Origin of the sequence: Micromonospora sp. NPDC047467 (genome assembly GCF_040643095.1) — a bacterium.
Lineage (GTDB): Bacteria > Actinomycetota > Actinomycetes > Mycobacteriales > Micromonosporaceae > Micromonospora.
Genome location: NZ_JBEYTO010000005.1, coordinates 298,718 through 321,318 on the forward strand (window position 1 = coordinate 298,718; position 22,601 = coordinate 321,318).

Genomic DNA, 22,601 nt, shown 5'->3' on the forward strand with positions numbered 1-22,601 from the left:
CGCACGCGTTAGCGGGTCTCCTGGCGGGGGAGCACCACCTCGCGCAGGATCAGTTGCAGCGCGGCCACGGTCGGGATGGCGATCAGCGCGCCCACCACGCCCAGCAGCGCCACCCCGAGCAACGCGGCCAGCAGGGCGGCCACCTCGTTGACCTCCACCGAGCGCCGCATCACCTTCGGGTAGATCAGATAGTTCTCCACCTGTTGGTAGATGAGGAAGAAGACCGCGCAGGCGATGCCCACCGGCAGGCTGGTGGCGAACCCGACGAGGCTCACGATCACCGCGCCCAGGGTCGCGCCGATCTGCGGGATCAGGTCGGTCACCGCGACCACCACGGCCAGCGCGAACGGGTACGGCAACCCGACGATCAAGGCGAAGACGAAGGTGGTCGTGCCGGCCAGCACCGCGATGCTCAGCGCGCCCACCATGTAGGCGCCCACCTTGGCCAGGATCTCGTCGCCGATCAGCTGCACCCGCTCCCGCCGCGACCGGGGCACCAGTGAGTAGCTCAGCGAGCGCAGCCGGTTGAAGTACGCCAGGAAGTAGATGGTCAGCACCAGCACGGTAAGCGTCCGGAACACGGTGCCGAAGATCAACTGTGCGCCGCCGAGGACCCCGCCGAGCGCCCGGCCGATCGTGTCCGCGTTGGCCGCGCTCTGCACCCGCTCCATCACGTCGTACCGTTCCACCAGGTCGTTGACCGTCGGGTTGCGGCGCAGATCCTCGACGTAGCTGGGCAACTGTTCGATGAACTGCCCCGACTGCGTCACGACCGGCGGGACGAGCGCCACCACCCCGCCGCAGAGCAGCAGTACCACGGTCAGCGCCACGACCGCGACCGCGAGGCCGTTCGGCACACCCCAGCGGCGCAGCCGCACCACCGCCGGGTTCAGGCCGACCGCGAGGAACAGCGCGATCACCACCAGGACCAGAATGCCGCCGGCATTCCGAATCCCCAGATAAAGGGTGTACGCCAGCAGCACGCCCAACGCGCCGGTGAAGCCGAGCAGGAAGCTGTTGCGCCGCAGCGGACGCCCCGGCGTGCCGAACTTCCCAGACGGGACCGCCGGCAGATCCTCCGGGTCAAGGTCAGGAACCGGCACCGCACGCGGCACCTCGGTGTGCGGCGCTTGGTTGTGCGGCGGTTGGTCGTGCGGCGGTTGGTCGTGCGGCGTCTCGCTCCGTGGCGTCTTGGCGGGTGGAGGGCCGGGAGTGGCGTCCGGGTCGTCGGCGGGCTGGCCGTGCTGTGGCACCAGGGACCTCCGGGTCAGGCGGTGGGGACGACGGGCGACGGTCGCCTGCCGGTGGGGCAGCGCGTCAGCAGGGTGGACACCTCATGGTCGCCATCGACCACGAGACCGTCAATCTGGTCCTCCGTGTGCCTTAACCACCGTCGGCGCGTGTCGCGGTCGGCTGCGGGTGTCGGCGGCGCCGGGGCGTTCCCCGGAAATGCCTGATGTCTGTGAGACATTTTGATGTCCCACAGACATCACGCTCGTCAGGGCAGGGCCCACCCTCCGCGGCCATCCGGGAAGTGATCCACTCGACATCGCCGACATGGGGGTGTCGGGGGCGGCAGGACAGCCCGACATCGGCGATGTCGTGTCGATCATGCGGCGCGGCCCTCCCCGGAGTGGCTGCGTGAGCTCTACGGGGGCACCCGGGCGCTGTGTGGGGTACGGGCCGCGCTGGGGCAGTGACCGGTCAGTCCTTCTCGATCGTGACCTTGCTCGGCTTGGCGCTGCGCTCGTCGGTGGTCGGCTTGGTGGGCCGCTTGCCGTTCTCGCCGGTGCTGGTGATCTTGGTGGGCTTGGCGCCCCTGCCACCCTCGCCCGGCACTGCCGCCACCGTCGGCTCGCCGTCGACGCCTGCGCTGGCCGCGCCGCCGTCGACCGTGGTCACCGGCTCGGCGACCGGTCGGGTCGTCGACTGCCCGGCGCCGTCCGCCGTGGCGGCCACCGGCTGCGTGGCGTCGGCGGGCTCGGCCTTGAGGCCGGTGGCCGCACCGCCGGCCGAACCGACGTCGGCGGTCACCATCACGCCGTCATCGGCAGCCGGCGTAGTCGGACCGTCGACCGGGCCGGTGGTGCTCTGCAACCGCAGCTCGGCCATCTGCCGCTCGAGTTCGTCGGACTCCTGACGGGCCTTCCACGTCTCCTGCCGCAGGTCGGCGAGCCGCTGCTGGGCCTGGGCGATCTCCAACATGACCTGGGCGAGCTGCTGCCGGCCGGCCGCCGCCTCCTGCTGCGTCGCCGCCAGGTGCTGCTGCGTGGTGGCCAGGTGCTGCTGGGTGGTGGCCGCGTACTCCTCGAACTGCCGGCGGGAAGCCGCGACATGCTCGTCGGCCTTGCGGCGCTTGTCGCCCGCCTCGGTTTCGGCGCGGCTCAGCAGCTCGGCGGCCTCCGACTCGGCCCGCTCGCGCATCGCCGAGGCGTCCTGCTCGGCCGCCTGACGGATCGCGGCAGCGCCCTGCTCGATCTCGTTCTTGCGGCTGGTGTACTCGGTCTCCAGCTCGTTCTTACGGGCCGTGTACTCGGTCTCCAGCTCGTCGCTGCGCGTGGCCCAGGTCGTCTCCAGCTCCTGCTGACGGCTGGCGAACCCGGTCTCCAACTCCTGCTGGCGTGCCGTGTGCTGCTTGTCCAACTCGTCGCGGCGCTTGGCGAACTCCTGCTCGGCCGTGGACCGTCGCTGGGCCAGCTCCCGGTCGGCCGCCTCCCGCCGGGAGTTGACCTCCTGCTCCACGCCGGCCCGCCACGCGCCCAACTCCTGCTGGGTCTGCGCCCGCGACTGCTGCACGTACGCCTCGGTCTCGCTGCGCATCCGCTGCACGTACGCCTCGGTCTCGGCCCGGCTGCGCTTTGCCGACTCGGACGCCTGCGTGGTCAGGCGTTCCGCCTCCTGCTGCGCCTTGGCCCGGGCAGCCCGGCCCGCCATCGACGCATCGTCGATGATCTGCTTGGCCTCCTGCTGTGCCTTGGCGTGCGTCGCCCGGCCGGCCTCGGTCGCGTTGTCGGTGAGCCGCTTGGCCTCCAGTTGGGCCTTGGCGTGCACCTCCTTGGCCGCCTCACGCAGGTCACCGGCCTCCTGCTGGGCGGTGGCCAACGCCTCGCGGGCCGCCTCGCGCAGCTTGGTGGCCTCCTGCTGGGCGCGAGTGTGGATCTCCTTGGCGGTGTCGCGGAGTTGGGTGGCCTCCTGCTGGGCCTTGGTGAGCGCGTCCTGCGCCGCCTTGCGCAGCTTCGCCGACTCGTCCTTCGCGGACCGCACGGTCGCTTCCGCCTCGGCGCGTCGAGCGGCGCTGTGCCGCTCCTCCTCCTGGCGGCGGGCGGCGAGCGCGATCTCGAAGTCCTTCAGCGCCCGCGCGGCCTGCTCGCGGGCCTCCTCGATGATGTGCTCGGCGGCGGCGCGACGGGCCTCGATCTCCTCGTTCGCCGCTGACAGGATCTGCTCGGCCTGCTCCTCGGCCAGGGTGAGGATCGACTCGACGCGGGGGCCCAGGTGCCGGAACGAGGCCCGGTCCACCACGTTCATCTGCTTGCGGACCTGTGTCAGGTCCCGTTGCAGCACCTCGACCTGGCCGGCGAGCTTGTGGATCTGTGTATAGGCCTGTTCCCGTTCGGCGGCGAGGGTCGCGATCTCGTGCTCGGCACGCGCGACGTACCGGTCGACCTGTTTCTTCTCATACCCCCGCAGAGCGGACTCGAAGCTGGGCTCCGTGGTCACGTCCCCGCCGAGAGCGAACAGTTCCTCGCCGTGCGACATGCCCCCATCCTCACACGCATCGGACCCTGCTGGGGCGATACGGACGGCCCTTGTGGGACCTACTTCACTCCGTGAGGAGTAGGCGATGTCAGTGGGTGGGAAACGCACACGGCGCGAGGTCACACCGGTCACCCGGTGTCACCTCGCGCCGTCGATGCCCCGCGCTGACGCCTCGCGTCAGCCAGCGGTCTCCGCGGTCACCCGCTCCTGACCGCCATCGGCCTTCTTCGCCTCCGGCTTGGCCGCCGGAGCTGCCGCCGCCGGCACGCCGGGAACGATGCCGGCGAGCCCGGAGAGCATCTGCCCGAGCTGCGAGGTGACCGCGTCCTTTTGCCGGGTGAGGTCCTCGACCTCGCGGCGCGCGGCCTGCGTGGTCAGCTCGGCCTCGGTGCGGGCCTCGGTGAGCAGGCGCTGCGACTCGGCCTTGGCCTCGTTGAGCGTCTTCTCGGAGTGCGCCTTGGCCTTGTCGACCGTCTCGGCGGCGTTGCGCTCCGACTCGACCCGGCGTGCCTCGGCGCGCTGCTCGATCTCCTTGGCGCGCTCCTGCGCGGCCCGGGCGCGCTGCTCGGCCTCGCTGACCATCTTCTGGGTCTGCGCGACCTGGGAGGCGTGCCGCTCGGACTCCTCACGCTCGGCCTTCTCGCGACGCTCGGCCAGCTGCAGCTCAAGGGCCTGCAGGTCCTTGTCGCGCTTGTCCCGGGCGTCGGTGAGCAGCTTGGTCGCCTCGGCGCGCTTCTCCTCGGCCTCGCGGGCGGCCTTGGCCCGCTGCTGGGTGATCTCCCGCTCGGCGGTGGCCCGGAGGGTGGCCACCTCCCGCTCGACGGTCGACTTCAGCTCGGCCACCTCGTGCGCGGTGACGGTACGCAGCTGCTTGGTCTCACGGTCCGCGTCGGCGCGCAGCGTGTCGGCCTCACGGCGAGCCTGCACCCGGACCTCGGCGGCCTCGCGCTCGGCGGCGGTGCGCAGGTTTCCGGCCTCGCGCTCGGCGCTGGCCTTCATCGCGGCGGCCTCGGCGCGGGCCTTGTCCGTGATCTCGCGAGCCTCCAGGCGGGCGGCGGAGAGAATGCCCTCCGACTCGCGCTTGGCCTCGTTGCGGTGGTCGTTGGCCTGCTCCTCGGCGAGCCGCAGGATCTGCTCGACCCGGGTGCCGAGCCCGGAGAGGGTGGGCCGGCTGTTCTCTTCGAGCTGCTTGTTGGTGTCGGTGAGCTTCTGCTCCAGCGCACTCATGCGCTGCTCGGCCTGGCGGAGTCGACGCTGGGCGTCGTTCATCCGCTGCTCGGCCTCGGCACGGGCCTGCTCGGACTGGGTCAGCGCGGCCGTCATCCGGCCGATGAAGTCATCGACCTGGTGAGTGTTGTATCCGCGCAGGCCAACGGTGAAATCTGGCTGCGAGTTCGCGTTATCGAAGAACGCGAGAGGGGAGGACTGCTGCTGGGGCATTGGGACATACTGGCAGACGCCCCAGGGTGCTTCGCAAGAGCGGTACGAAGCTTTCGTGTCCTCTTTACATGGTCAACTCCCTCGCTCAGCAAGGCCGGACCAATGGGCGATCTTGGCAGGTCCCGGGCGGGACGGACGCCACGCAGAGTGAGGATAAAAAGGGCCACGGGTACGCCCCGTGGCCCTTTCTTCGCTCCGGACCGGCTCTCCGCTAATGAGGGCGGAAGAACAATGGTCGATCACCGCATTGGCCATCCGGTCCTCGTCCATCCGGCCGGTGCCAGGTAACGGGTTGCCGCTCACTGCCCCCGGAACCGGTTGATCGCGTCCTCGTGTCGGGCCCGCAGCTCCCCGTCGCGCACACCCAGCCCGTCGGCGGGTGCGAGGCAGCGCACGCCGACCTTGCCCTGGTGGGCGTTGCGGTGCACCTCGTACGCGGCCTGGCCGGTCTGCTCCAGCGGGTAGGTGCGGGACACCGTCGGGTGAACCTTGCCGAGCGCGACGAGGCGGTTGGCCTGCCACGCCTCGTGGTAGTTGGCGAAGTGGCTGCCGACGATCCGCTTGAGGTGCATCCACAGGTAGCGGTTGTCGTACTGGTGCTGGAAGCCGCTGGTGGACGCGCAGGTGACGATGGTCCCGCCGCGCCGGGCCACGTAGACGCTCGCGCCGAACGTCTCCCGGCCCGGGTGCTCGAAGACGATGTCCGGGTCCTCGCCGCTGGTCAGCTCGCGGATCCGCTCGCCGAAGCGACGCCACTCGTCCTGGTCCTGGGTCTCCTCGTCCTTCCAGAACCGGAAGCCCTCCGCCGCCCGGTCGATGACCAGCTCCGCGCCCATCTTGCGGCACAGCTCGGCCTTCTCCGGCGAGGAGACGACACAGACGGGAATCGCGCCGCCGTTGAGCGCCATCTGGGTGGCGTACCCGCCGAGGCCGCCGGAGGCGCCCCAGATCAGCACCACGTCGCCCTGCTTCATGTTGGCACCGTGGTGCGAGACGAGCTGCCGGTACGCGGTGGAGTTGACCAGCCCAGGGCTGGCCGCCTCTTCCCAGCTCAGGTGCCGCGGCTTCGGCATCAGCTGGTTGGCCTTGACGATGGCCAGCTCGGCCAGCCCGCCGAAGTTGGTCTCGAAGCCCCAGATCCGCTGCTGCGGGTCGAGCATGGTGTCGTCGTGCCCCGCCGCGTCCTCCAGTTCGACGGAGAGGCAGTGCGCGACGACCTCGTCGCCGGGTGCCCACCGGGTCACCCCGGGGCCGGTGCGCAGCACCACGCCGGCGGCGTCCGAACCGACCACGTGGTACGGCAGGTCGTGCCGGCGGGTCAGCTCGGAGATCCGGCCGTAGCGCTGGAGGAACTTGAAGGTGGGCAGCGGCTCGAAGATGCTGGTCCACACCGTGTTGTAGTTGATCGCGCTGGCCATCACCGCGACCAGCGCCTCGCCCGGCCCGAGTTCCGGCGTCGGCACCTCCTGCACGTGCAGCGCCTTGCGAGGGTCCTTGTCCCGGGTGGCCATGCCGTCGAACATCCGGGCTTCCTCGGCGCGGACGACCACGCCCCGGTAGCTCTCCGGGACGGGCAGTCCGGCGACGCCGGCAAGTTCACGGTCCGGGTCGTTCGATTCCTCCGCGGCCATGATCGCTTCGAGGATGTCCTGCACGGTGACCTCCGGTTCGTCCCCGCACCCGCACGGGCTTGGGTGCTGCCATCGTCGGCGCCGGTGGGCACGACCGCCATGTCGTCATTCGACACATCCGGCACCCTTCGCGCTCCTGTGGGCCGGACGTTACTGAACGGTAGCTAGGGCGGGAAGTCTCTGTGAAAAACTGCATCGGCCGATGCGTGAAGGTGTCCGACGACCCCGTGAACCGCGCACCGCCGCGCTCGCGCACCCCGGCCCCGGGCTGCCCCGGCCCTCGCTCGTGTCGCCGGGGCGCTTGATCGACTCCATCTCGCCGATGTGGCGGTATCGGATGGCTTGGACACCGCCACATCGGCGACCTGGAGTTGATCAAAGTCCGGCCGTCAGCGGGCGGCGCGGCGTGCTGGCGTGGGTGGGGCGGTCAGTGGCTGGCGGCCGGCTCGACGAGTTCGACGAGGACGCCGCCCGCGTCCTTGGGGTGCACGAAGTTGATCCGGGAGTCCGCGGTGCCGCGCCGTGGGGCGTCGTAGAGCAGCCGCATCCCGCGGGCGCGCAGTGCCGCGCAGGCCGCGTCGATGTCGACCACCGTGTACGCGACCTGCTGCACGCCGGGCCCGTTGCGGTCGAGGAACTTGGCGATCGTCGACTCGGGGGTGAGTGGGGCGAGCAGTTGCACGCAGCCGCCCTCGGTCGTCGATCCGACGGCCAGCATCGCCTCCCGGACGCCCTGCTCGGTGTTGGTCTCGGTGTGCACGCAGCGCATCCCGAACGTGCGCTCGTAGAAGTCGATCGCGGCGTCCAGATCGCTCACGGCGATGCCGACGTGATCGATCTTGCGAAGTCCGATATCTGTGACGTAGTCCGCACGGGGCTCGACGGGGAGGTTTTCTGCCATGGCGCTAGTCTGACCGAACCATCGTTCAGGCGTACAGCTCGGCACCCCCCTCGGAGGCAGGCATGGCTTCGGTGATCGTCAGCGGCGCGCGTACCCCCATGGGGCGGCTGCTGGGCAACCTCAAGGACCTCCCGGCCACCAAGCTCGGCGGGATCGCCATCAAGGCGGCGCTGGAGCGGGCCGGTGTCAGTCCGGACCAGGTCCAGTACGTGATCATGGGGCAGGTGCTCCAGGCCGGCGCCGGCCAGATCCCGGCGCGGCAGGCGGCGGTCGAGGCCGGCGTACCGATGTCCGTGCCGGCGCTGACCATCAACAAGGTCTGCCTCTCTGGCCTGGACGCGATCGCCCTGGCCGACCAGCTCATCCGGGCCGGCGAGTTCGACATCGTGGTGGCCGGCGGCATGGAGTCGATGACCAACGCCCCGCACCTGCTGCTGGGCCAGCGCTCCGGCTACAAGTACGGCGACGTGGTGATCAAGGACCACATGGCCCACGACGGGCTCAGCGACGCCTGGGACTGCTGCTCGATGGGCGAGTCGACCGAGCGGCTCGGCACGAAGCACGGCATCTCCCGCGAGGAGCAGGACGCATTCGCCGCCGCCAGCCACCAGCGGGCCGCCGCCGCGCAGAAGAACGGCCACTTCGCCGAGGAGATCACCCCGGTGCTGATCCCGCAGCGCAAGGGTGACCCGCTGGTGATCAGCGACGACGAGGGCATCCGTCCGGACACCACCGTCGAGTCGCTGGCCAAGCTGCGTCCCGCGTTCGCCAAGGACGGCACCATCACCGCCGGCAGTTCCTCGCCGATCTCCGACGGTGCCGCCGCCGTGGTCGTCATGAGCAAGGCCAAGGCCAACGAGCTGGGGCTGACCTGGCTGGCCGAGATCGGCGCCCACGGCAACGTGGCCGGTCCGGATAACTCCCTGCACTCGCAGCCGTCCAACGCGATCAACCACGCCCTCAAGAAGGGCGGCCTGAGCGTGGAGGACCTGGACCTCATCGAGATCAACGAGGCGTTCGCGCAGGTCGGCATCCAGTCCACCCGTGACCTCGGTATCAGCGCGGACCGGGTCAACGTCAACGGCGGCGCGATCGCGCTCGGCCACCCGATCGGCATGTCCGGCGCACGTCTCGTCCTCACCCTCGCGCTGGAGCTGAAGCGGCGCGGCGGCGGCACCGGCGCGGCGGCGCTCTGCGGCGGCGGTGGCCAGGGCGACGCGCTGATCATCCACGTGCCGGGAAGTGCAGCGGCCGACCGGTGAGCGCGACGGGTGAGTCGGTTCTGCGAGCCCCGCGGTCGTGAACGAAGATGACACAGTGAGCGAAGCGGTCGAGAACGTGCCGGCGGCGGTCACCACCTCGGTGCGCCGCAGCCGGGACGTGCCGCTGCTGGTCGAGCGGGCCCGCACCGGCGACCCTCGCGCGGTGGCTCGGCTGATCACCCTGGTGGAGAACGGCGACGCGCTGCTGCCGGAGATCGCCGCCGCGCTGGCGCCGTACGCCGGGCAGGCCCAGGTGGTCGGGCTGACCGGCTCACCGGGGGTGGGCAAGTCGACCACCACCAACGAGCTGGTCCGCGCGCTGCGGGCGCGCGGCCACCGGGTCGGCGTGCTGGCGGTCGACCCGTCCAGCCCGTTCACCGGTGGTGCGATCCTCGGCGACCGGGTCCGGATGCAGGACCACGCGACCGACCCGGGCGTCTACATCCGGTCGATGTCCAGCCGGGGGCATCTCGGCGGGCTGTCGGCGGCTACGCCGCAGGCAGTCCGCGTGCTGGAGGGCGCCGGCTGCGACGTGGTGCTGGTGGAGACCGTCGGCGTCGGGCAGGCCGAGGTGGAGGTCGCCTCGCTGGCCGACACCACGCTCGTGCTGCTCGCGCCGGGCATGGGTGACGCGATCCAGGCGGTCAAGGCCGGCATCCTGGAGATCGCCGACGTCTTCGTGGTCAACAAGGCCGACCGGGACGGCGTCGACGCCACGGTCCGCGACATCCAGGGCATGATCGCCCTCGGTGAGCGTGGCCCGGGGCAGTGGCGACCGCAGGTGGTCCGTGCGATCGCGGCGCGGGCCGAGGGCATCGACGACATCGCCGCCGCCATCGACAAGCACCGCGGCTGGCTGGTCGAGCACGGCGAGCTGCGTCGCCGCCAGGAGGCGCGGGCCGCCGCCGAGATCGAGGCGATCGCGCTCGGCGTGCTCCGCGCGCGGATCGGCTCACTTCGCGACGGTACGGAGTTGACCACGCTCGCCGCCAAGGTTGCCGAGGGCGGGATCGACCCGTACACGGCGGCGGACACCCTGCTCGCCCAGCTCGCCCGCTGACCGTCCACGGCGGACACCTCGTGGCCGTCATGTCCTTGTAGGCTCGCACCGCCCCACGGCCGTGGGGTCGGGTCGGTGAGCCGGCTGGGCGGCGCGAGAAGCAGGGGAGTGGCACGTGGACCACGAGGCGACGCGAGAGCTGACCACGGTGCCGGCGGTGGCTGGCGGGACGACGCAGGTTTCCGATGAGGTGGTCGAGAAGATCGCTGTCGCGGCGGCCCGTGCGGTGCCCGGCGTGGCCGAGTTGGGCGGGGATGTCGCCCGGTTCTTCAACGCGGTGCTCGACCGGGTCGGGCTGGACCAGGTGGGCGACGCCCGGCGGGGCTGCTCGGCCCACGTGACCGGGGACGCTGCCGTGGTCAACCTGGTGCTGGTGATTCAGGCCGGTCAGCCGGTTCCGGAGATCACCGGCCAGGTGCGGGCCCGGGTGACCGAGGCGGTCGAGGCGTACGGGCTGCGGGTCGACGAGGTCAACATCCGGGTCGACGACGTGGCGATGGGCGGCGGGCCGGCCGCTTCGACCGCCTGAGGGTGGTTACCTGCCGGTACGGACTGACTTAGCGATCGTTCAGGTCAGGGCTCTACACTCGACGTGCATCGACGAACCGAGGAGGAGCCCCGCGCATGGACGCCGACGAGATCGCCGCCGGACGGGCCCGCTGGCAGGCCCGGTACGACTCCGCGCGCAAGCGGGACGCCGACTTCACCACCCTCTCCGGGATGACCGTCGACCCGGTCTACGGCCCGCCGGAGGGTGCCTCCTATCCGGGCTTCGAGCGGATCGGCTGGCCGGGCGAGTACCCGTACACCCGGGGTCTGTATCCGACCGGCTACCGCGGGCGGACCTGGACGATCCGGCAGTTCGCCGGCTTCGGCAACGCGCAGCAGACCAACGAGCGCTACAAGATGATCCTCGGTGCCGGCGGCGGTGGCCTCTCGGTCGCGTTCGACATGCCGACCCTGATGGGCCGCGACTCCGACGACCCGCAGGCGCTCGGCGAGGTCGGCCACTGCGGCGTCGCCATCGACACCGCCACCGACATGCAGGCGCTCTTCGACGGCATCGACCTGGCCGGCGTCACGACCTCGATGACCATCTCCGGCCCGGCCGTCCCGGTGTTCTGCATGTACCTGGTCGCCGCCGAGCGGCAGGGCGCCGACCTGTCCAAGCTGGACGGAACGCTGCAGACCGACATCTTCAAGGAGTACATCGCGCAGAAGGAGTGGCTCTTCGACCCGGAGCCGCATCTGCGCCTGATCGGCGACCTGATGGAATACTGCGCCGCCGAGATTCCGCGCTACAAGCCGCTGTCGGTCTCCGGCTACCACATCCGAGAGGCCGGCTCGACCGCCGCGCAGGAGTTGGCGTACACCCTCGCCGACGGGTTCGGCTACGTCGAGTTGGGCCTGTCGCGTGGCCTGGACGTGAACGTCTTCGCGCCGGGGCTGAGCTTCTTCTTCGACTCGCACCTCGACTTCTTCGAGGAGATCGCCAAGTTCCGCGCCGCCCGCCGGATCTGGGCCCGCTGGCTGCGCGACGTCTACGGCGCGACCAGCGAGAAGGCCCTGTGGCTGCGGTTCCACACGCAGACCGCCGGGGTGTCGTTGACCGCCCAGCAGCCGGTCAACAACGTGGTGCGGACGGCCGTCGAGGCGCTCGCGGCGGTGCTCGGCGGGACCAACTCGCTGCACACCAACGCGCTCGACGAGACCCTGGCGCTGCCCACCGACGAGTCCGCCGAGATCGCCCTGCGTACGCAGCAGGTGCTGATGGAGGAGACCGGCGTGGTCAACGTGGCCGACCCGCTCGGCGGCTCCTGGTACGTCGAGGCGCTCACCGACAAGATCGAAGCCGAGGCGGAGGAGATCTTCGCTCGGATTCGGCAGCTCGGCGGCGAGGGGCCGCACCAGATCGGCCCGATGACCTCCGGCATCCTGCGCGGCATCGAGGACGGCTGGTTCACCGGGCACATCGCCGAGTCGGCCTTCGTCTACCAGCAGGCCCTCGAAAAGGGCGACAAGAAGATCGTCGGCGTCAACTGCCACACCGGCACGGTCGCCAAGGAGCTGGAGATCCTGCGCATCTCGCACGAGGTGGAGCTGGAGCAGCGTCGGGTGCTCGCCGAGCGCAAGAACGCGAGGGACGAGGCCGCTGTCAGTGCGGCGGTCACCCGCATGGTCGAGGCCAGCCGCACCGACGAGAACATGATCCCCGCCATGCTCGACGCGGTCCGCGCCGAAGCGACCCTCGGCGAGATCTGCGACGCCCTGCGCGCCGAGTGGGGCACCTACCGCGAGCCCGCCCGCTTCTGACCCCACAGACCCCCGTCGATCTTGCACTTGCTGCCTCGGCATATGCCGCATATGGCGCGTATCGAGGACCGAAAGTGCAAGATCGCGGGGGTGGGGGTGGGGGCGTGAGAGTTGCAACGTCGGGGTTGCGGGTGAGCTGAGATCGTCGGCGCACGTGCGAGACTAGGTAACCATGAGCGACCCACGGATCACCTCGTCGATCTTCACCCGCGGCGCGGTCGACCTCAGCACGCTGCGCGGCCCCGCACCAGCCAGTACTCGCCCCGGCACACCCCCGCAGGGCGGCCCCTCCGCCAGCACCCCCGGCGCACAGGCAGCCGGCGGCAACGCCCTCATCGTCGACGTCACCGAGGCGACCATCCAGTCCGAGGTGCTCGAACGGTCGATGGCCATGCCCGTCATCGTCTTCTTCGGCGCGGCAGGTTACCCGGAGAGCGACGAGTTCGCCCCCGTGCTGGAACGGCTGGCCGCCGAGAGCGGCGGCGCCTGGGTGCTCGCCCGGGTCGACGTGCAGGAAAACCCACGGATCGCCCAGATGTTCCGGGTCCAGGGCATCCCCATGGTCTACGCGGTGGTCGGCGGCCAGCCGATCGACGCGTTCTCCGGCGTGGTGCCCGAGCCTCAGCTCCGCCAGTGGCTCCAGGCCGTGCTCAAGGCCGGTGGCGTGGCCGTCGCCGAGCCGGAGGACCCGCGTCTCGACGAGGCGGACGACGCCCTGATGAGTGGTGACCTGGACGCTGCCGAGCAGGCGTACCGGAAGATCCTTGCTGACGCACCGGCGGACGCCGCCGCCACGGCGGGGCTGGCCCAGGTCGGGGTGGCCCGCCGGGTGGCCGGCGCGGACCCCGCCGCCGCGCTGGCCGCCGCCGAGAGCGCCCCCGACGACGTCGCGGCGCAACTGCTCGCTGCCGACATCGAGGTGCTCAGCGGCCTGGCCGAGCAGGCGTACGCCCGACTCGTCGGTCTCGTCCGACGCACCGCTGGTGAGGATCGCGAGACGGTGCGCCAGCACCTCGTGTCCCTGTTCTCCATCGCCGGCCCGGACGACCCGGCGGTCGCCTCGGCCCGCCGAGCCCTGGCCAGCGCCCTGTTCTGAGTTCCACGCACGGTTATGAGTTCGTAGTACGCCAGTGCGGGCCGGCGATCCGCCGGCCCGCCCGACCACCGGGGACGGGAGCTCACGATGCGCCGGATCGCCGTCCTCGACGCGCCGACAAACCTCGGCCTGCGTCCGCCGACGCCCACCTCCGTCCCGGGCTGCGCCAAGGCGCCCGGCGCGCTGCGCGACCACGACCTGCTGGCCCGGCTGCGCGCCCGCGACGCCGGCTGCATCACCCCACCTCGGTACGACCCGGGTGACTGGCGGCCCGGCGACGGTGTGTGCCACGCCCGGGAGATCGCCAACTACTCGCTGGCCCTCGCCGAGCGGATCGGCTCGATCATCGACCGGGGCGAGTTCCCCGTCGTGCTGGGCGGCGACTGCTCGGTGCTGCTCGGCTCCGCGCTCGCCATGCACCGCCTCGGTGAGGCCGTCGGCGGCCGCATCGGGCTGGTCTTCGTGGACGGGCACTCCGACTTCCGGCACCCCGGCAACGCCTCCTACGTGGGCGCGGCGGCCGGCGAAGACCTGGCCCTGGTCACCGGGCGCGGGCAGGCCGACCTGGCCGCGCTGGAGGGCCGCCGACCCTACTTCCGCGACATCGACGTGGTGGTGCTCGGCATCCGGGCGCAGGACGAATACCGGCTCGACCTCCAGGCCGCGGGCATCATCACCCGGCCGGTGCCGGCGCTGCGCGCCGAGGGTGCCGCCCGGACGGCACAGTGGGCGCACGAGCAACTCGCCGACTGCGCGGGCTACTGGGTGCACATCGACGTCGACGTGCTCGACCCTGCGGTGATGCCCGCCGTGGATGCACCGGACCCGGGCGGGATCGCCTTCGCCGAGCTGGAGATCCTCCTCGCCGGCCTGGTCGACACCCCACACTGCCTCGGCGTCGAGCTGACCGTCTTCGACCCTGACTACGACCCGGACGGGTCGTACGCCGCCGAGATCGTCAACACGGTGGTCGCCGGGCTCACCCCGGTCACCGCCCCGGAGGCGCTGCCACCCCGGCTGCTGTCGTCCCGGCCGACCCCCACTCCCCGGCGCGCCAACAGCCGTTCCGGGGACGGCCGCTCCGAGGGCTCCGCCGAGCGGTCTGCACGCTCTGACCGTTCCGCGCGGGTCGAGCAGACCGGCCGCCGCGACGGACCACGCGGCGTGGTCGGCGGCCTGGCGTTGCTCGCCGACGCCGCCTCGCGCGACTCGTCAACCGGTGCCGGTACGCCCGCCGCCGAGCCCTCGGGAGGTGGCCTCTCCTCCGGTGGTGGCCCTGCCGAGGCCGTGTTCTCCGGCGGTGAACTCGCCACCGCCGGCCCGCGCTCCGACGTCGAGTCGTTCAGCCCCGGTCAAGCCGCAGCCGCCAGTGAGCAGGTCGAGCAGAACGGCCGCGCTGGCGCTGAGCTGGCCGGCTCCGGCCCGGCCCGGCCGGGCCTTGCTGGCGCTGAGCTGGCCGGCTCCGGCCCGGCCAACGTTACGCAGGCCGATTCCGGGTCCTCCGGCGTCGCGCGGGCCGACTCCGGCTCTCCGGTCGAGCCGGAACCGGTCGGTCCACCCGCGTCGGCCGGCCCAGGTCTGCTGCGGCGGCCGTCCCCAGCAGACCGAAACCGTCCCGACACCGACACCGCCTGACCCTCCGGCGGGCCGCCCAGGCGGTGATCCACTCCGTATCGCCGATGTGGGGGTGTCCAGCTGACTGGACACCCCCACATCGCCGACCTGGAGTCGATCAGCCCGCGCCGTGCTCAGGTGGCGGGCAGTGCGCGGAGGAAGCGCTCGGCGATCGGGACGGCTGAGGAGGTGCTGGCGCCGCCCTTCTCCACGAAGACGGCGAACGCGACATCTCCCCGCCAGCCGACGAACCAGGCGTGCGTGTGGGCCGGGTTGTCGTCGTACTCGGCGGTGCCGGTCTTGCCGTACACCTCGCCACCCGGCACGTCCTTGAGCGCGCTGCCGGTGCCGGCGGTGACCACCTCGCGCATCATCGTGCGCAGCGCCTCGACCGACTCGGGCTTGAGCTGCTCGCCGGCCGGGGCAGGTTTGGCCGGCGCGGGGTCGAGCAGAAGCTTCGGCTGCTCGAACCGGCCCCGGGCGACGGCCGCGGTGGCGCCGGCCATGGCCAGCGGGCTGACCAGCGTGGTGCCCTGACCGAACGAGGCGGCTGCCTGCTCGGCGAGGCTGCCACCGGTCGACACCTTGCCGGTGAAGGCGTCCGCGCCGAGGTCCCACGGTGCCTCCAGGCCCAGCGAGCGGCCGGCGGCGGCCAGGCCGTCGCCGCCGAGCTTCGGGGCCAGCGAGGCGAACGCCGTGTTGCAGGACTTGGCGAAATCGGTACGGAACGGCACTGAGCCCAGCTCGAAGTTGTCTGAATTCTTGAAGGACCGGCCGTCGACGGTGAAGGTCTTCTTGCACTCCACCGGCCCGTCCAGGGTGACCGCGCCCCGGTCCAGCAGGCCCAGCGCGCTGACCATCTTGAACGTGGAGCCCGGCGGCACCTGGGCGGTGAAGGCCAGGTTCTCCCCGGCCGGCCCGGGGCCGTTCGCGGCGGCGAGCACCGCGCCGTCACTGATCCGTACCGCTACCAACGCGGCCCGCCGTGACTCGGCGCGCAGCGCCCCGTCGGCCGCGTTCTGGGCGGCCACGTCCAGGGTGGTCTTCAGCGCCTGACCGGGCTGCGGCTCCCGGCGGAACAGTTCGGTGCCGGTGGGCGCCAGCTTGCCGTCCTCGGCGGGCCGCTCGACCACGACGGTCAGGCCGGGGACGCCACGCAGCCGCTCGTCGTAGCGGCCCTGGAGACCACCGTGCCCGACCAGGTCACCGACGGCGTACCGGTCGGGGTGCGCGGCGAGGTCGTCGGCCTGCGCGGGGTCGACCGAACCGAGCAGCGCGCGGGCGAACTCCCGGGTCGGCGCCAGGTCGACCTTGTCGGACTGGAACTTGGTGGCGGGCAGGTCGTAGATCCGGGACTTGATCTGCCGGTACGCCTCCTCGCGCAGGGTCACCACCTCGACGAAGGCGCCCGGGTCGGCCTTGGCCACCCGGGCGGGCAGATCGGTCAGGTCGACGGCGGGGACCAGGGCCGGACGGATCGCCCTGAAGCCCGCGTCGAGATCCTTGGCCAGCTTCTTGATGTCGGTGACCTCGCTCGGCTGCACACCCACCCGGACCACCGGACGGGGCGACACGATCGGCTGCCCGGCCGCATCCAGCAGCCCGGCGCGGGGGCCGGTGTCGCGGCGCAACCCCAACCGGTCACCCTTGGTGAGCTGCTCGTGCAGCACCCGGGGCTCCCACATCACCTGCCACTGGTCGTCGTCGCCCTGGGCGAGCCGCAGCTCCCGGTCGTACGCCCAGCGGGTGCCGCCGGGCAGGTCCCACTCCACCCGGATGGGCACGGTCGCGATGTCGGCGGTGATCTTCGGGTCACCGCGGCGGGTCAGCGTGGGCGGGGTCGCCGCCAACTCGCCGGAGAGCTCCTTGATCTCGCGGGTCACCTCGGCGGCGGGCAGCTTGGCACCGACCGTGTCGACCACCCCGACTGCTCGCAGGTCGCCGCTGCGCCAGCCGGCGAAGAAGGCGTCGACGCTGCTCTGCGGCCCGTCGTCGGCCGAGCAGGCCGCCAGGACACCGGCGGTGAGCAGGGACGCGGTGAGTGCGGCGGTAACCCGGCGGGCACGATTCGGCCGGTCGCGCCGGGGGTAGGACAAGGTCATGGAGCGGGTCCTTCCGGTCTCGGGCTGCCCTGCACGGTAGTACGCGAACGGTGTCCGAGACGTCCCGTGTGACATCCGATGTGCCGAAAGACGGAGCGCGCCCATGTGATGAACATCGCGCGGCGGGGTATCCCGCAACCGGCCAACCTCGGACCCGCAACGGGTGAAAGGACAGAGTCCCGTATCCGACGTCCGGCCAGTGGTCCGCCGATGATCGAGCGGAGTGACAGGCCTAGGCTGGGCGGCAGAGTGACCCACAACGCGGTGGGTCGAGGGGAGTGGCACCGATGGACCGGCGTCCGGCGATCAAACCGGAACCCGACCTCCGGCAGGATGACACCAGCCGGGACGACAGCTTCGATTCGGCTACCGACGGGGACGGCTACGGCCGGCTCGAAACGGGAGTCACCGGGCTGACCGGGTCGAGTATCGACACCATCTACGATCTGGGCCTGCCGCCCGAGGCGTTGGCCGACGATGTGGAGGACGCCGAGCTCGACGAGCCGGTCCCCAACGCGGAGCGTCTGGTGGCCCAGGCTGTCGCGCTCGCCGGGGACGACCACGACGCGGCGACCTTGGTCGGCCGTTTCTGGCGGTTCGCCCCGGACGAGGAGCTGGTCGGCTTCACGGCGGAGGAGATGCTGGACGCGGCCCGGGCACACCGGGACCTGGCCCAGCAGCGGGTCCCCGGTGAGCTGAAGCTACGGATCCACGAGCCGCACGCTGACCAGCACCACACCGTTGTCGAGATCGTCACCGACGACATGCCGTTCCTGGTCGACTCGGTCACCGCGCTGCTCAACTCTCACCACCTGGACGTGCACCTGCTGGTGCACCCGCTGGTGGTGGTCCGGCGCGAGCCGCTGGGTCGCCTCACCGAGGTCTCCGCGGACGTGGAGCCGGACGACGCGATCGCCGGCGACATCGTCGAGAGCTGGATGCGGATCGAGATCGACCCGGTCCGGGACACGGCCGAGAGGGACCGGCTGCGTCGTGAGCTGCAACGGGTGCTCACCGACGTGCGGGAGGCCGTGGAGGACTGGCCGAAGATGCGTCAGCGTGCCCTCGCGTTCGCCGACGAACTGGCCTCGGCCCGTACCTCCGACAACCGCCCGCCGGTGCCGGAGAAGGACATCACCGACTCGGTGGAGCTGCTGCGCTGGCTTGCCCACGACCACTTCACCTTCCTGGGCTACCGCGAGTACCGGCTGGTGGACGCGCCCGGCGCGAATGGTTCGGATCCGGTCGACGGCAAGGCGCTGGAGGCGGTGCTCGGCACCGGTCTGGGCATCCTGCGCTCGGACTCGCCGGAGGCCCGGTCGCTGGCGTCGATGACGCACGAGGCGCACGAGAAGGTGCTGGAGAAGCGCCTGCTCATCATCACCAAGGCCAACTCGCGGGCCACCGTGCACCGCTCGGCGTACCTGGACTACATCGGCTTCAAGATCTTCAACGAGGCGGGCGAGGTCATCGGTGAGCGGCGCTTCCTGGGGCTGTTCTCCACCGCCGCGTACCGGACCAGCGTCCAGGAGCTGCCTGTGGTGCGCCGCAAGGTCGCCGAGGTGCTGGACCGCTCCGGCCTGAGCCAACGCAGCCACTCCGGCAAGGACCTGCTCCAGATCCTGGAGACGTACCCGCGCGACGAGCTGTTCCAGATCAAGACCGACGACCTGTACCACGCGGTGGTCGGCGTGCTGCGGATGGCGGGTCGCCGGCAGCTGCGGGTGTTCCTGCGCCGCGACGCGTACGGGCGGTTCATCTCCTGCCTGATCTACCTTCCCCGGGACAGGTTCACCACGCAGAACCGGCTGCGCATGCAGGACATCCTGCTGCGCGAGCTGAACGGTGTCGGGGTGGATTACACGACCCGGGTCACCGAGTCGATGCTGGCCCGGGTGCACTTCATCGTCCGTACCGACCCGACCCGGCCTCCCGGTGACATCGACGCCGACCTGCTGGCCGAGGAGTTGGCGGATGCCACCCGGCTCTGGGACGACGACTACCGGCTGGTGCTGGAGCGCAAGCTCGGCGACGAGCAGGCCAAGCACCTGTTCACCCGGTACGCCGACGCGTTCCCGGAGGGCTACAAGGACGGGCACACGCCGTACGAGGCGATGAAGGACCTGGCCAAGCTGGAGCTGCTGGAGGAGCCCGGCCAGCTGGAGATGCACCTGTTCCGTAAGCAGTTGGCGCCCCGGCCGGGCACCCGAGTGCCCGGCGCGGACCTGGCCGAGACGATGGACGTCCGGTTCAAGGTCTACCGGTACGGCGAGCCGATGATGCTCTCCGCCGTGCTGCCGGTGCTGCACTCGCTCGGCGTGCGGGTGGTCGACGAGCACCCGTACGAGGTGGACCGGATCGACGGTCGGGTCTACCTGTACGACTTCGGCCTGCGATTGCCCGAGGGCCACCACGAGCTGTCCGAGGTGCGCCCGCACGTGGAGAACGCGTTCGCGGCGGCCTGGCGTGGCGAGGCCGAGGTGGACCGGTTCAACGAGCTGGTGTTGCGCGGCGGGCTGACGTGGCGGCAGGTGGTGGTGCTGCGGGCGTACGCGAAGTATCTGCGGCAGGCCGGCACGGTCTTCTCGCAGGACTACATGGAGCAGACCTTCATCGCGTACCCGAAGATCGCCGCGCTGTTGGTGGAGCTGTTCGAGACCCGGTTCGAGCCGGGTGCGCAGAGCACCGAGCAGCGTCAGCAGCGCAGTGGTGAGCTGGTGGAGACGATCCGGGCCGCCCTGGACGACGTGGCGAGCCTCGACCAGGATCGGATCCTGCGCTCGTACCTGACGGTGATCGAGGCGACCCTGCGGACGAGCTTCTACCAGAAGCGCGCCGACGGGCGGCCGAAGGCGTACGTGGCGTTCAAGCTCGACCCGCAGGCCATTCCGGACCTGCCGGCGCCGCGGCCGAAGTTCGAGATCTTCGTCTACTCGCCCCGCTTCGAGGGTGTGCACCTGCGGTTCGGGCCGGTGGCCCGGGGCGGGTTGCGCTGGTCCGACCGTCGGGAGGACTTCCGTACCGAGGTGCTCGGCCTGGTCAAGGCGCAGATGGTGAAGAACACCGTGATCGTGCCGGTGGGCGCCAAGGGCGGCTTCGTGTTGAAGCAGAAGCCGGGCGACCGGGACGAGGCGGTCGCCTGCTACCAGGAGTTCGTCGGCGCGATGCTGGACGTCACCGACAACATCGTCAGCGGGCAGATCGTGCCGCCCGAGGACGTGGTCCGGCACGACGGCGACGACCCGTACCTGGTGGTGGCGGCGGACAAGGGCACGGCGACGTTCTCCGACATCGCCAACGAGATCTCCAAGACCCACAACTTCTGGATGGGCGACGCGTTCGCCTCCGGCGGTTCGGCCGGCTACGACCACAAGAAGATGGGCATCACCGCCCGGGGCGCCTGGGAGTCGGTCAAGCGGCACTTCCGGGAGCTGGGCCTGGACACCCAGACCCAGGACTTCACGGTGGTCGGCGTCGGTGACATGTCCGGCGACGTGTTCGGCAACGGCATGCTGCTCTCCGAGCACATCCGGCTGGTGGCCGCGTTCGACCACCGGCACATCTTCCTCGACCCCGAACCGGACGCGGCCACCTCGTACGCGGAGCGACGGCGGCTCTTCGACCTGCCCCGGTCCTCGTGGGAGGAGTACAACCCGGAGCTGATCTCGGCCGGCGGTGGCATCTTCCCGCGTACCGCGAAGTCCATCCCGATCACCCCGCAGGTCCGCGCGGCGATCGGCCTGGACGACGACGTGTCGCACCTGTCGCCGCAGGAGTTGATGAAGGCGATCGTCACCGCCCCGGTGGACCTGTTCTGGAACGGTGGCATCGGCACGTACGTCAAGGCGTCCACTCAGACCAACGCCGAGGTGGGCGACAAGTCCAACGACGCGATCCGGGTGGACGGGCGCAGCCTGCGCTGCCGGGTGGCGGGCGAGGGCGGCAACCTGGGCTGGACCCAGCTCGGCCGGATCGAGTACGCGTTGACCGGTGGCCGGATCTACACCGACTTCATCGACAACGCGGCCGGGGTGGACACCTCCGACCACGAGGTGAACATCAAGATCCTGCTGAACACGGCGGTCGCCGACGGCGAGCTGACCACGGCCGAGCGGGACGAACTGCTGGCGGGGATGACCGACGAGGTCGCCAAGCTGGTGCTGCGGGACAACTACGACCAGGCTCGGGCGATCAACAACGCCCAGGCCCAGGCGGCCTCGCTGCTCCCGGTGCACCGCCGGATGCTCAACGAGCTGGAGCGCTCCGGCGCGCTGGACCGGGCGTTGGAGGCGCTGCCGGCGGACGAGGAGCTGGCGGTGCGCAGCGAGTCCGGGCTGACCGCGCCCGAGTTCGCGGTGCTGCTGGCGTACGTGAAGATCGCCCTGGAACGGGAGATCCTCGCCGACGGGTTGGCCGACGAGGAGTGGACGACCGACGTACTGGTCAACTACTTCCCGACGCCGATGCGCGAGCGGTTCGCCGACCGGATGGGCCGGCACCGGCTGCGCCGGGAGATCGTCACGACGGTGCTGGTCAACGAGTCGATCAACCGGGGCGGGATCTCGTTCGTCTTCCGGGTTGTCGAGGAGACCGCGGCCAGCGCCGCCGACGTGATCCGGGCGTACGTGGTTGTCCGTGAGGTGTTCGGGCTGCGTGAGCTGTGGGACGCGGTGGAGGCTCTGGACAACAAGATCTCCCCGGAGTTGCAGACCAGCGTCTACCTGGACACTCGCCGGCTGCTCGACCGCGCGGTCCGATGGTTGGTCACCAACCGTCGCTCGCCGATCGACGTGCCGACCGAGATCGCCCGGCTGCGCGACGGGGTGGCCCGGCTGCTGCCCGGGCTGGAGGATCTGTTCTACGGCAGCGAGCGGCAGGCCATCGCGTCGCACATCGACTCGACGACCGAGCGTGGGCTGCCCCGCGAGCTGGCGGAGCAGGCGACCCGGCTGATGTACAGCTTCGGCCTGCTGGACGTGGTGGAGACCGCGACCCGCAGCGGGCGGGACGTGAGCGAGGTGGCATCGGTCTACTACGTGCTCTCCGACCTGTTCCGGGTGGACTCGCTGCTGTCGAAGATCTCCCTGCTGCCGCGCGAGGACCGCTGGCAGACGCTGGCCCGGATGGCGCTGCGCTACGACCTGTACGCCGCGCTGGCCGCGCTCACCGCGGAGGTGCTCGACTCCACCCCGGACGAGCTGCCGCCGCACGAGCGGGTGCAGCAGTGGGAGCAGTCGAACGCCACCCCGATCCATCGGGCCCGCAGGGCAATGGGGGAGTTCGACGAGTCGCGGGCGGATCTCGCCGCCCTGTCCGTGCTGCTGCGCCAGATCCGCACCCTGGTGCGGACCTCCGCCGCCGCCTGAGTCGGGTACGCCGGACGCGGTCCGGCCGGTCGGGTCACCCCGACCGGCCGGACCGTT

The 22,601-nt window shown here is 71.1% G+C and carries 12 protein-coding genes and 1 pseudogene; 7 read left to right on the forward strand and 6 right to left on the reverse strand.

Going from position 1 to position 22,601, the window contains the following annotated elements; genetic code table 11:
* Positions 1 to 8 precede the first annotated feature (8 nt).
* The 5 genes from ABZ780_RS16825 to mce all read right to left on the reverse strand — a co-directional run bounded on the left by ABZ780_RS16825 (position 9) and on the right by mce (position 7,731).
* Positions 9 to 1,103 carry an AI-2E family transporter gene (locus ABZ780_RS16825; RefSeq protein WP_357007808.1) on the reverse strand — a complete coding sequence of 365 codons (1,095 nt, stop codon included), beginning with the start codon at positions 1,101 to 1,103 and terminating at the stop codon, positions 9 to 11.
* 601 nt (positions 1,104 to 1,704) lie between these two features.
* Entirely contained in the window at positions 1,705 to 3,759 is a 2,055-nt protein-coding gene (locus ABZ780_RS16830) for a hypothetical protein (protein WP_357486557.1), read from the reverse strand.
* Positions 3,760 to 3,936: 177 nt separating this feature from the next.
* Positions 3,937 to 5,199, reverse strand: coding sequence for a cell division protein DivIVA (locus ABZ780_RS16835; RefSeq protein WP_357007813.1), 1,263 nt, complete (start codon positions 5,197 to 5,199; stop codon positions 3,937 to 3,939).
* Between the two features lie 299 nt (positions 5,200 to 5,498).
* A complete protein-coding gene (ccrA, locus tag ABZ780_RS16840; RefSeq protein ID WP_357007816.1) occupies positions 5,499 to 6,854 on the reverse strand; it encodes a crotonyl-CoA carboxylase/reductase in 1,356 nt (451 codons plus the stop codon).
* 403 nt (positions 6,855 to 7,257) lie between these two features.
* Entirely contained in the window at positions 7,258 to 7,731 is a 474-nt protein-coding gene (mce, locus tag ABZ780_RS16845) for a methylmalonyl-CoA epimerase (protein WP_357007819.1), read from the reverse strand.
* Between the two features lie 62 nt (positions 7,732 to 7,793).
* Here mce and ABZ780_RS16850 point away from each other — a divergent pair, with 62 nt between their 5' ends.
* The 6 genes and pseudogenes from ABZ780_RS16850 to ABZ780_RS16875 form a co-directional block, all read left to right on the forward strand.
* Entirely contained in the window at positions 7,794 to 8,993 is a 1,200-nt protein-coding gene (locus ABZ780_RS16850; protein ID WP_357007822.1) for an acetyl-CoA C-acetyltransferase, read from the forward strand.
* Positions 8,994 to 9,048: 55 nt separating this feature from the next.
* The gene (gene meaB / locus ABZ780_RS16855; protein WP_357007825.1) at positions 9,049 to 10,053 is read left to right on the forward strand and encodes a methylmalonyl Co-A mutase-associated GTPase MeaB; all 1,005 of its coding nucleotides are present in this window, start codon (positions 9,049 to 9,051) and stop codon (positions 10,051 to 10,053) included.
* Positions 10,054 to 10,168: 115 nt separating this feature from the next.
* Complete coding sequence (locus tag ABZ780_RS16860) at positions 10,169 to 10,582, forward strand: Asp23/Gls24 family envelope stress response protein (RefSeq protein ID WP_357007828.1); 414 nt, start codon at positions 10,169 to 10,171, stop codon at positions 10,580 to 10,582.
* Positions 10,583 to 10,677: 95 nt separating this feature from the next.
* On the forward strand, positions 10,678 to 12,366 hold the full coding sequence (locus ABZ780_RS16865) for a methylmalonyl-CoA mutase family protein (RefSeq protein WP_357007831.1): 1,689 nt from the start codon (positions 10,678 to 10,680) through the stop codon (positions 12,364 to 12,366).
* 172 nt (positions 12,367 to 12,538) lie between these two features.
* Positions 12,539 to 13,462, forward strand: coding sequence for a tetratricopeptide repeat protein (locus ABZ780_RS16870; RefSeq protein WP_357007833.1), 924 nt, complete (start codon positions 12,539 to 12,541; stop codon positions 13,460 to 13,462).
* A gap of 87 nt (positions 13,463 to 13,549) precedes the next feature.
* A pseudogene (locus ABZ780_RS16875) lies at positions 13,550 to 14,518 on the forward strand (arginase family protein); the annotation flags it as partial.
* 692 nt (positions 14,519 to 15,210) lie between these two features.
* Here ABZ780_RS16875 and ABZ780_RS16880 read toward each other — a convergent pair.
* Positions 15,211 to 17,178 (reverse strand): penicillin-binding transpeptidase domain-containing protein, encoded by a 1,968-nt coding sequence (locus ABZ780_RS16880; RefSeq protein WP_357007836.1) that lies wholly within the window; start codon positions 17,176 to 17,178, stop codon positions 15,211 to 15,213.
* A gap of 287 nt (positions 17,179 to 17,465) precedes the next feature.
* Between ABZ780_RS16880 and ABZ780_RS16885 the strand changes: the two genes are divergently transcribed.
* Complete coding sequence (locus tag ABZ780_RS16885; RefSeq protein WP_357007838.1) at positions 17,466 to 22,544, forward strand: NAD-glutamate dehydrogenase; 5,079 nt, start codon at positions 17,466 to 17,468, stop codon at positions 22,542 to 22,544.
* Positions 22,545 to 22,601 lie beyond the last annotated feature (57 nt).

What these genes read in the sequence shown, in the direction of transcription:
- ABZ780_RS16880 (WP_357007836.1), bottom strand. Translation starts at nt 17,178, where the DNA reads ATGACCTTGTCCTACCCCCGGCGCGACCGGCCGAATCGTGCCCGCCGG.
- ABZ780_RS16850 (WP_357007822.1), top strand. Translation starts at nt 7,794, where the DNA reads ATGGCTTCGGTGATCGTCAGCGGCGCGCGTACCCCCATGGGGCGGCTG.
- ABZ780_RS16885 (WP_357007838.1), top strand. Translation starts at nt 17,466, where the DNA reads ATGGACCGGCGTCCGGCGATCAAACCGGAACCCGACCTCCGGCAGGAT.
- ABZ780_RS16830 (WP_357486557.1), bottom strand. Translation starts at nt 3,759, where the DNA reads ATGTCGCACGGCGAGGAACTGTTCGCTCTCGGCGGGGACGTGACCACG.
- mce (WP_357007819.1), bottom strand. Translation starts at nt 7,731, where the DNA reads ATGGCAGAAAACCTCCCCGTCGAGCCCCGTGCGGACTACGTCACAGAT.
- ABZ780_RS16870 (WP_357007833.1), top strand. Translation starts at nt 12,539, where the DNA reads ATGAGCGACCCACGGATCACCTCGTCGATCTTCACCCGCGGCGCGGTC.
- ABZ780_RS16865 (WP_357007831.1), top strand. Translation starts at nt 10,678, where the DNA reads ATGGACGCCGACGAGATCGCCGCCGGACGGGCCCGCTGGCAGGCCCGG.
- ABZ780_RS16835 (WP_357007813.1), bottom strand. Translation starts at nt 5,199, where the DNA reads ATGCCCCAGCAGCAGTCCTCCCCTCTCGCGTTCTTCGATAACGCGAAC.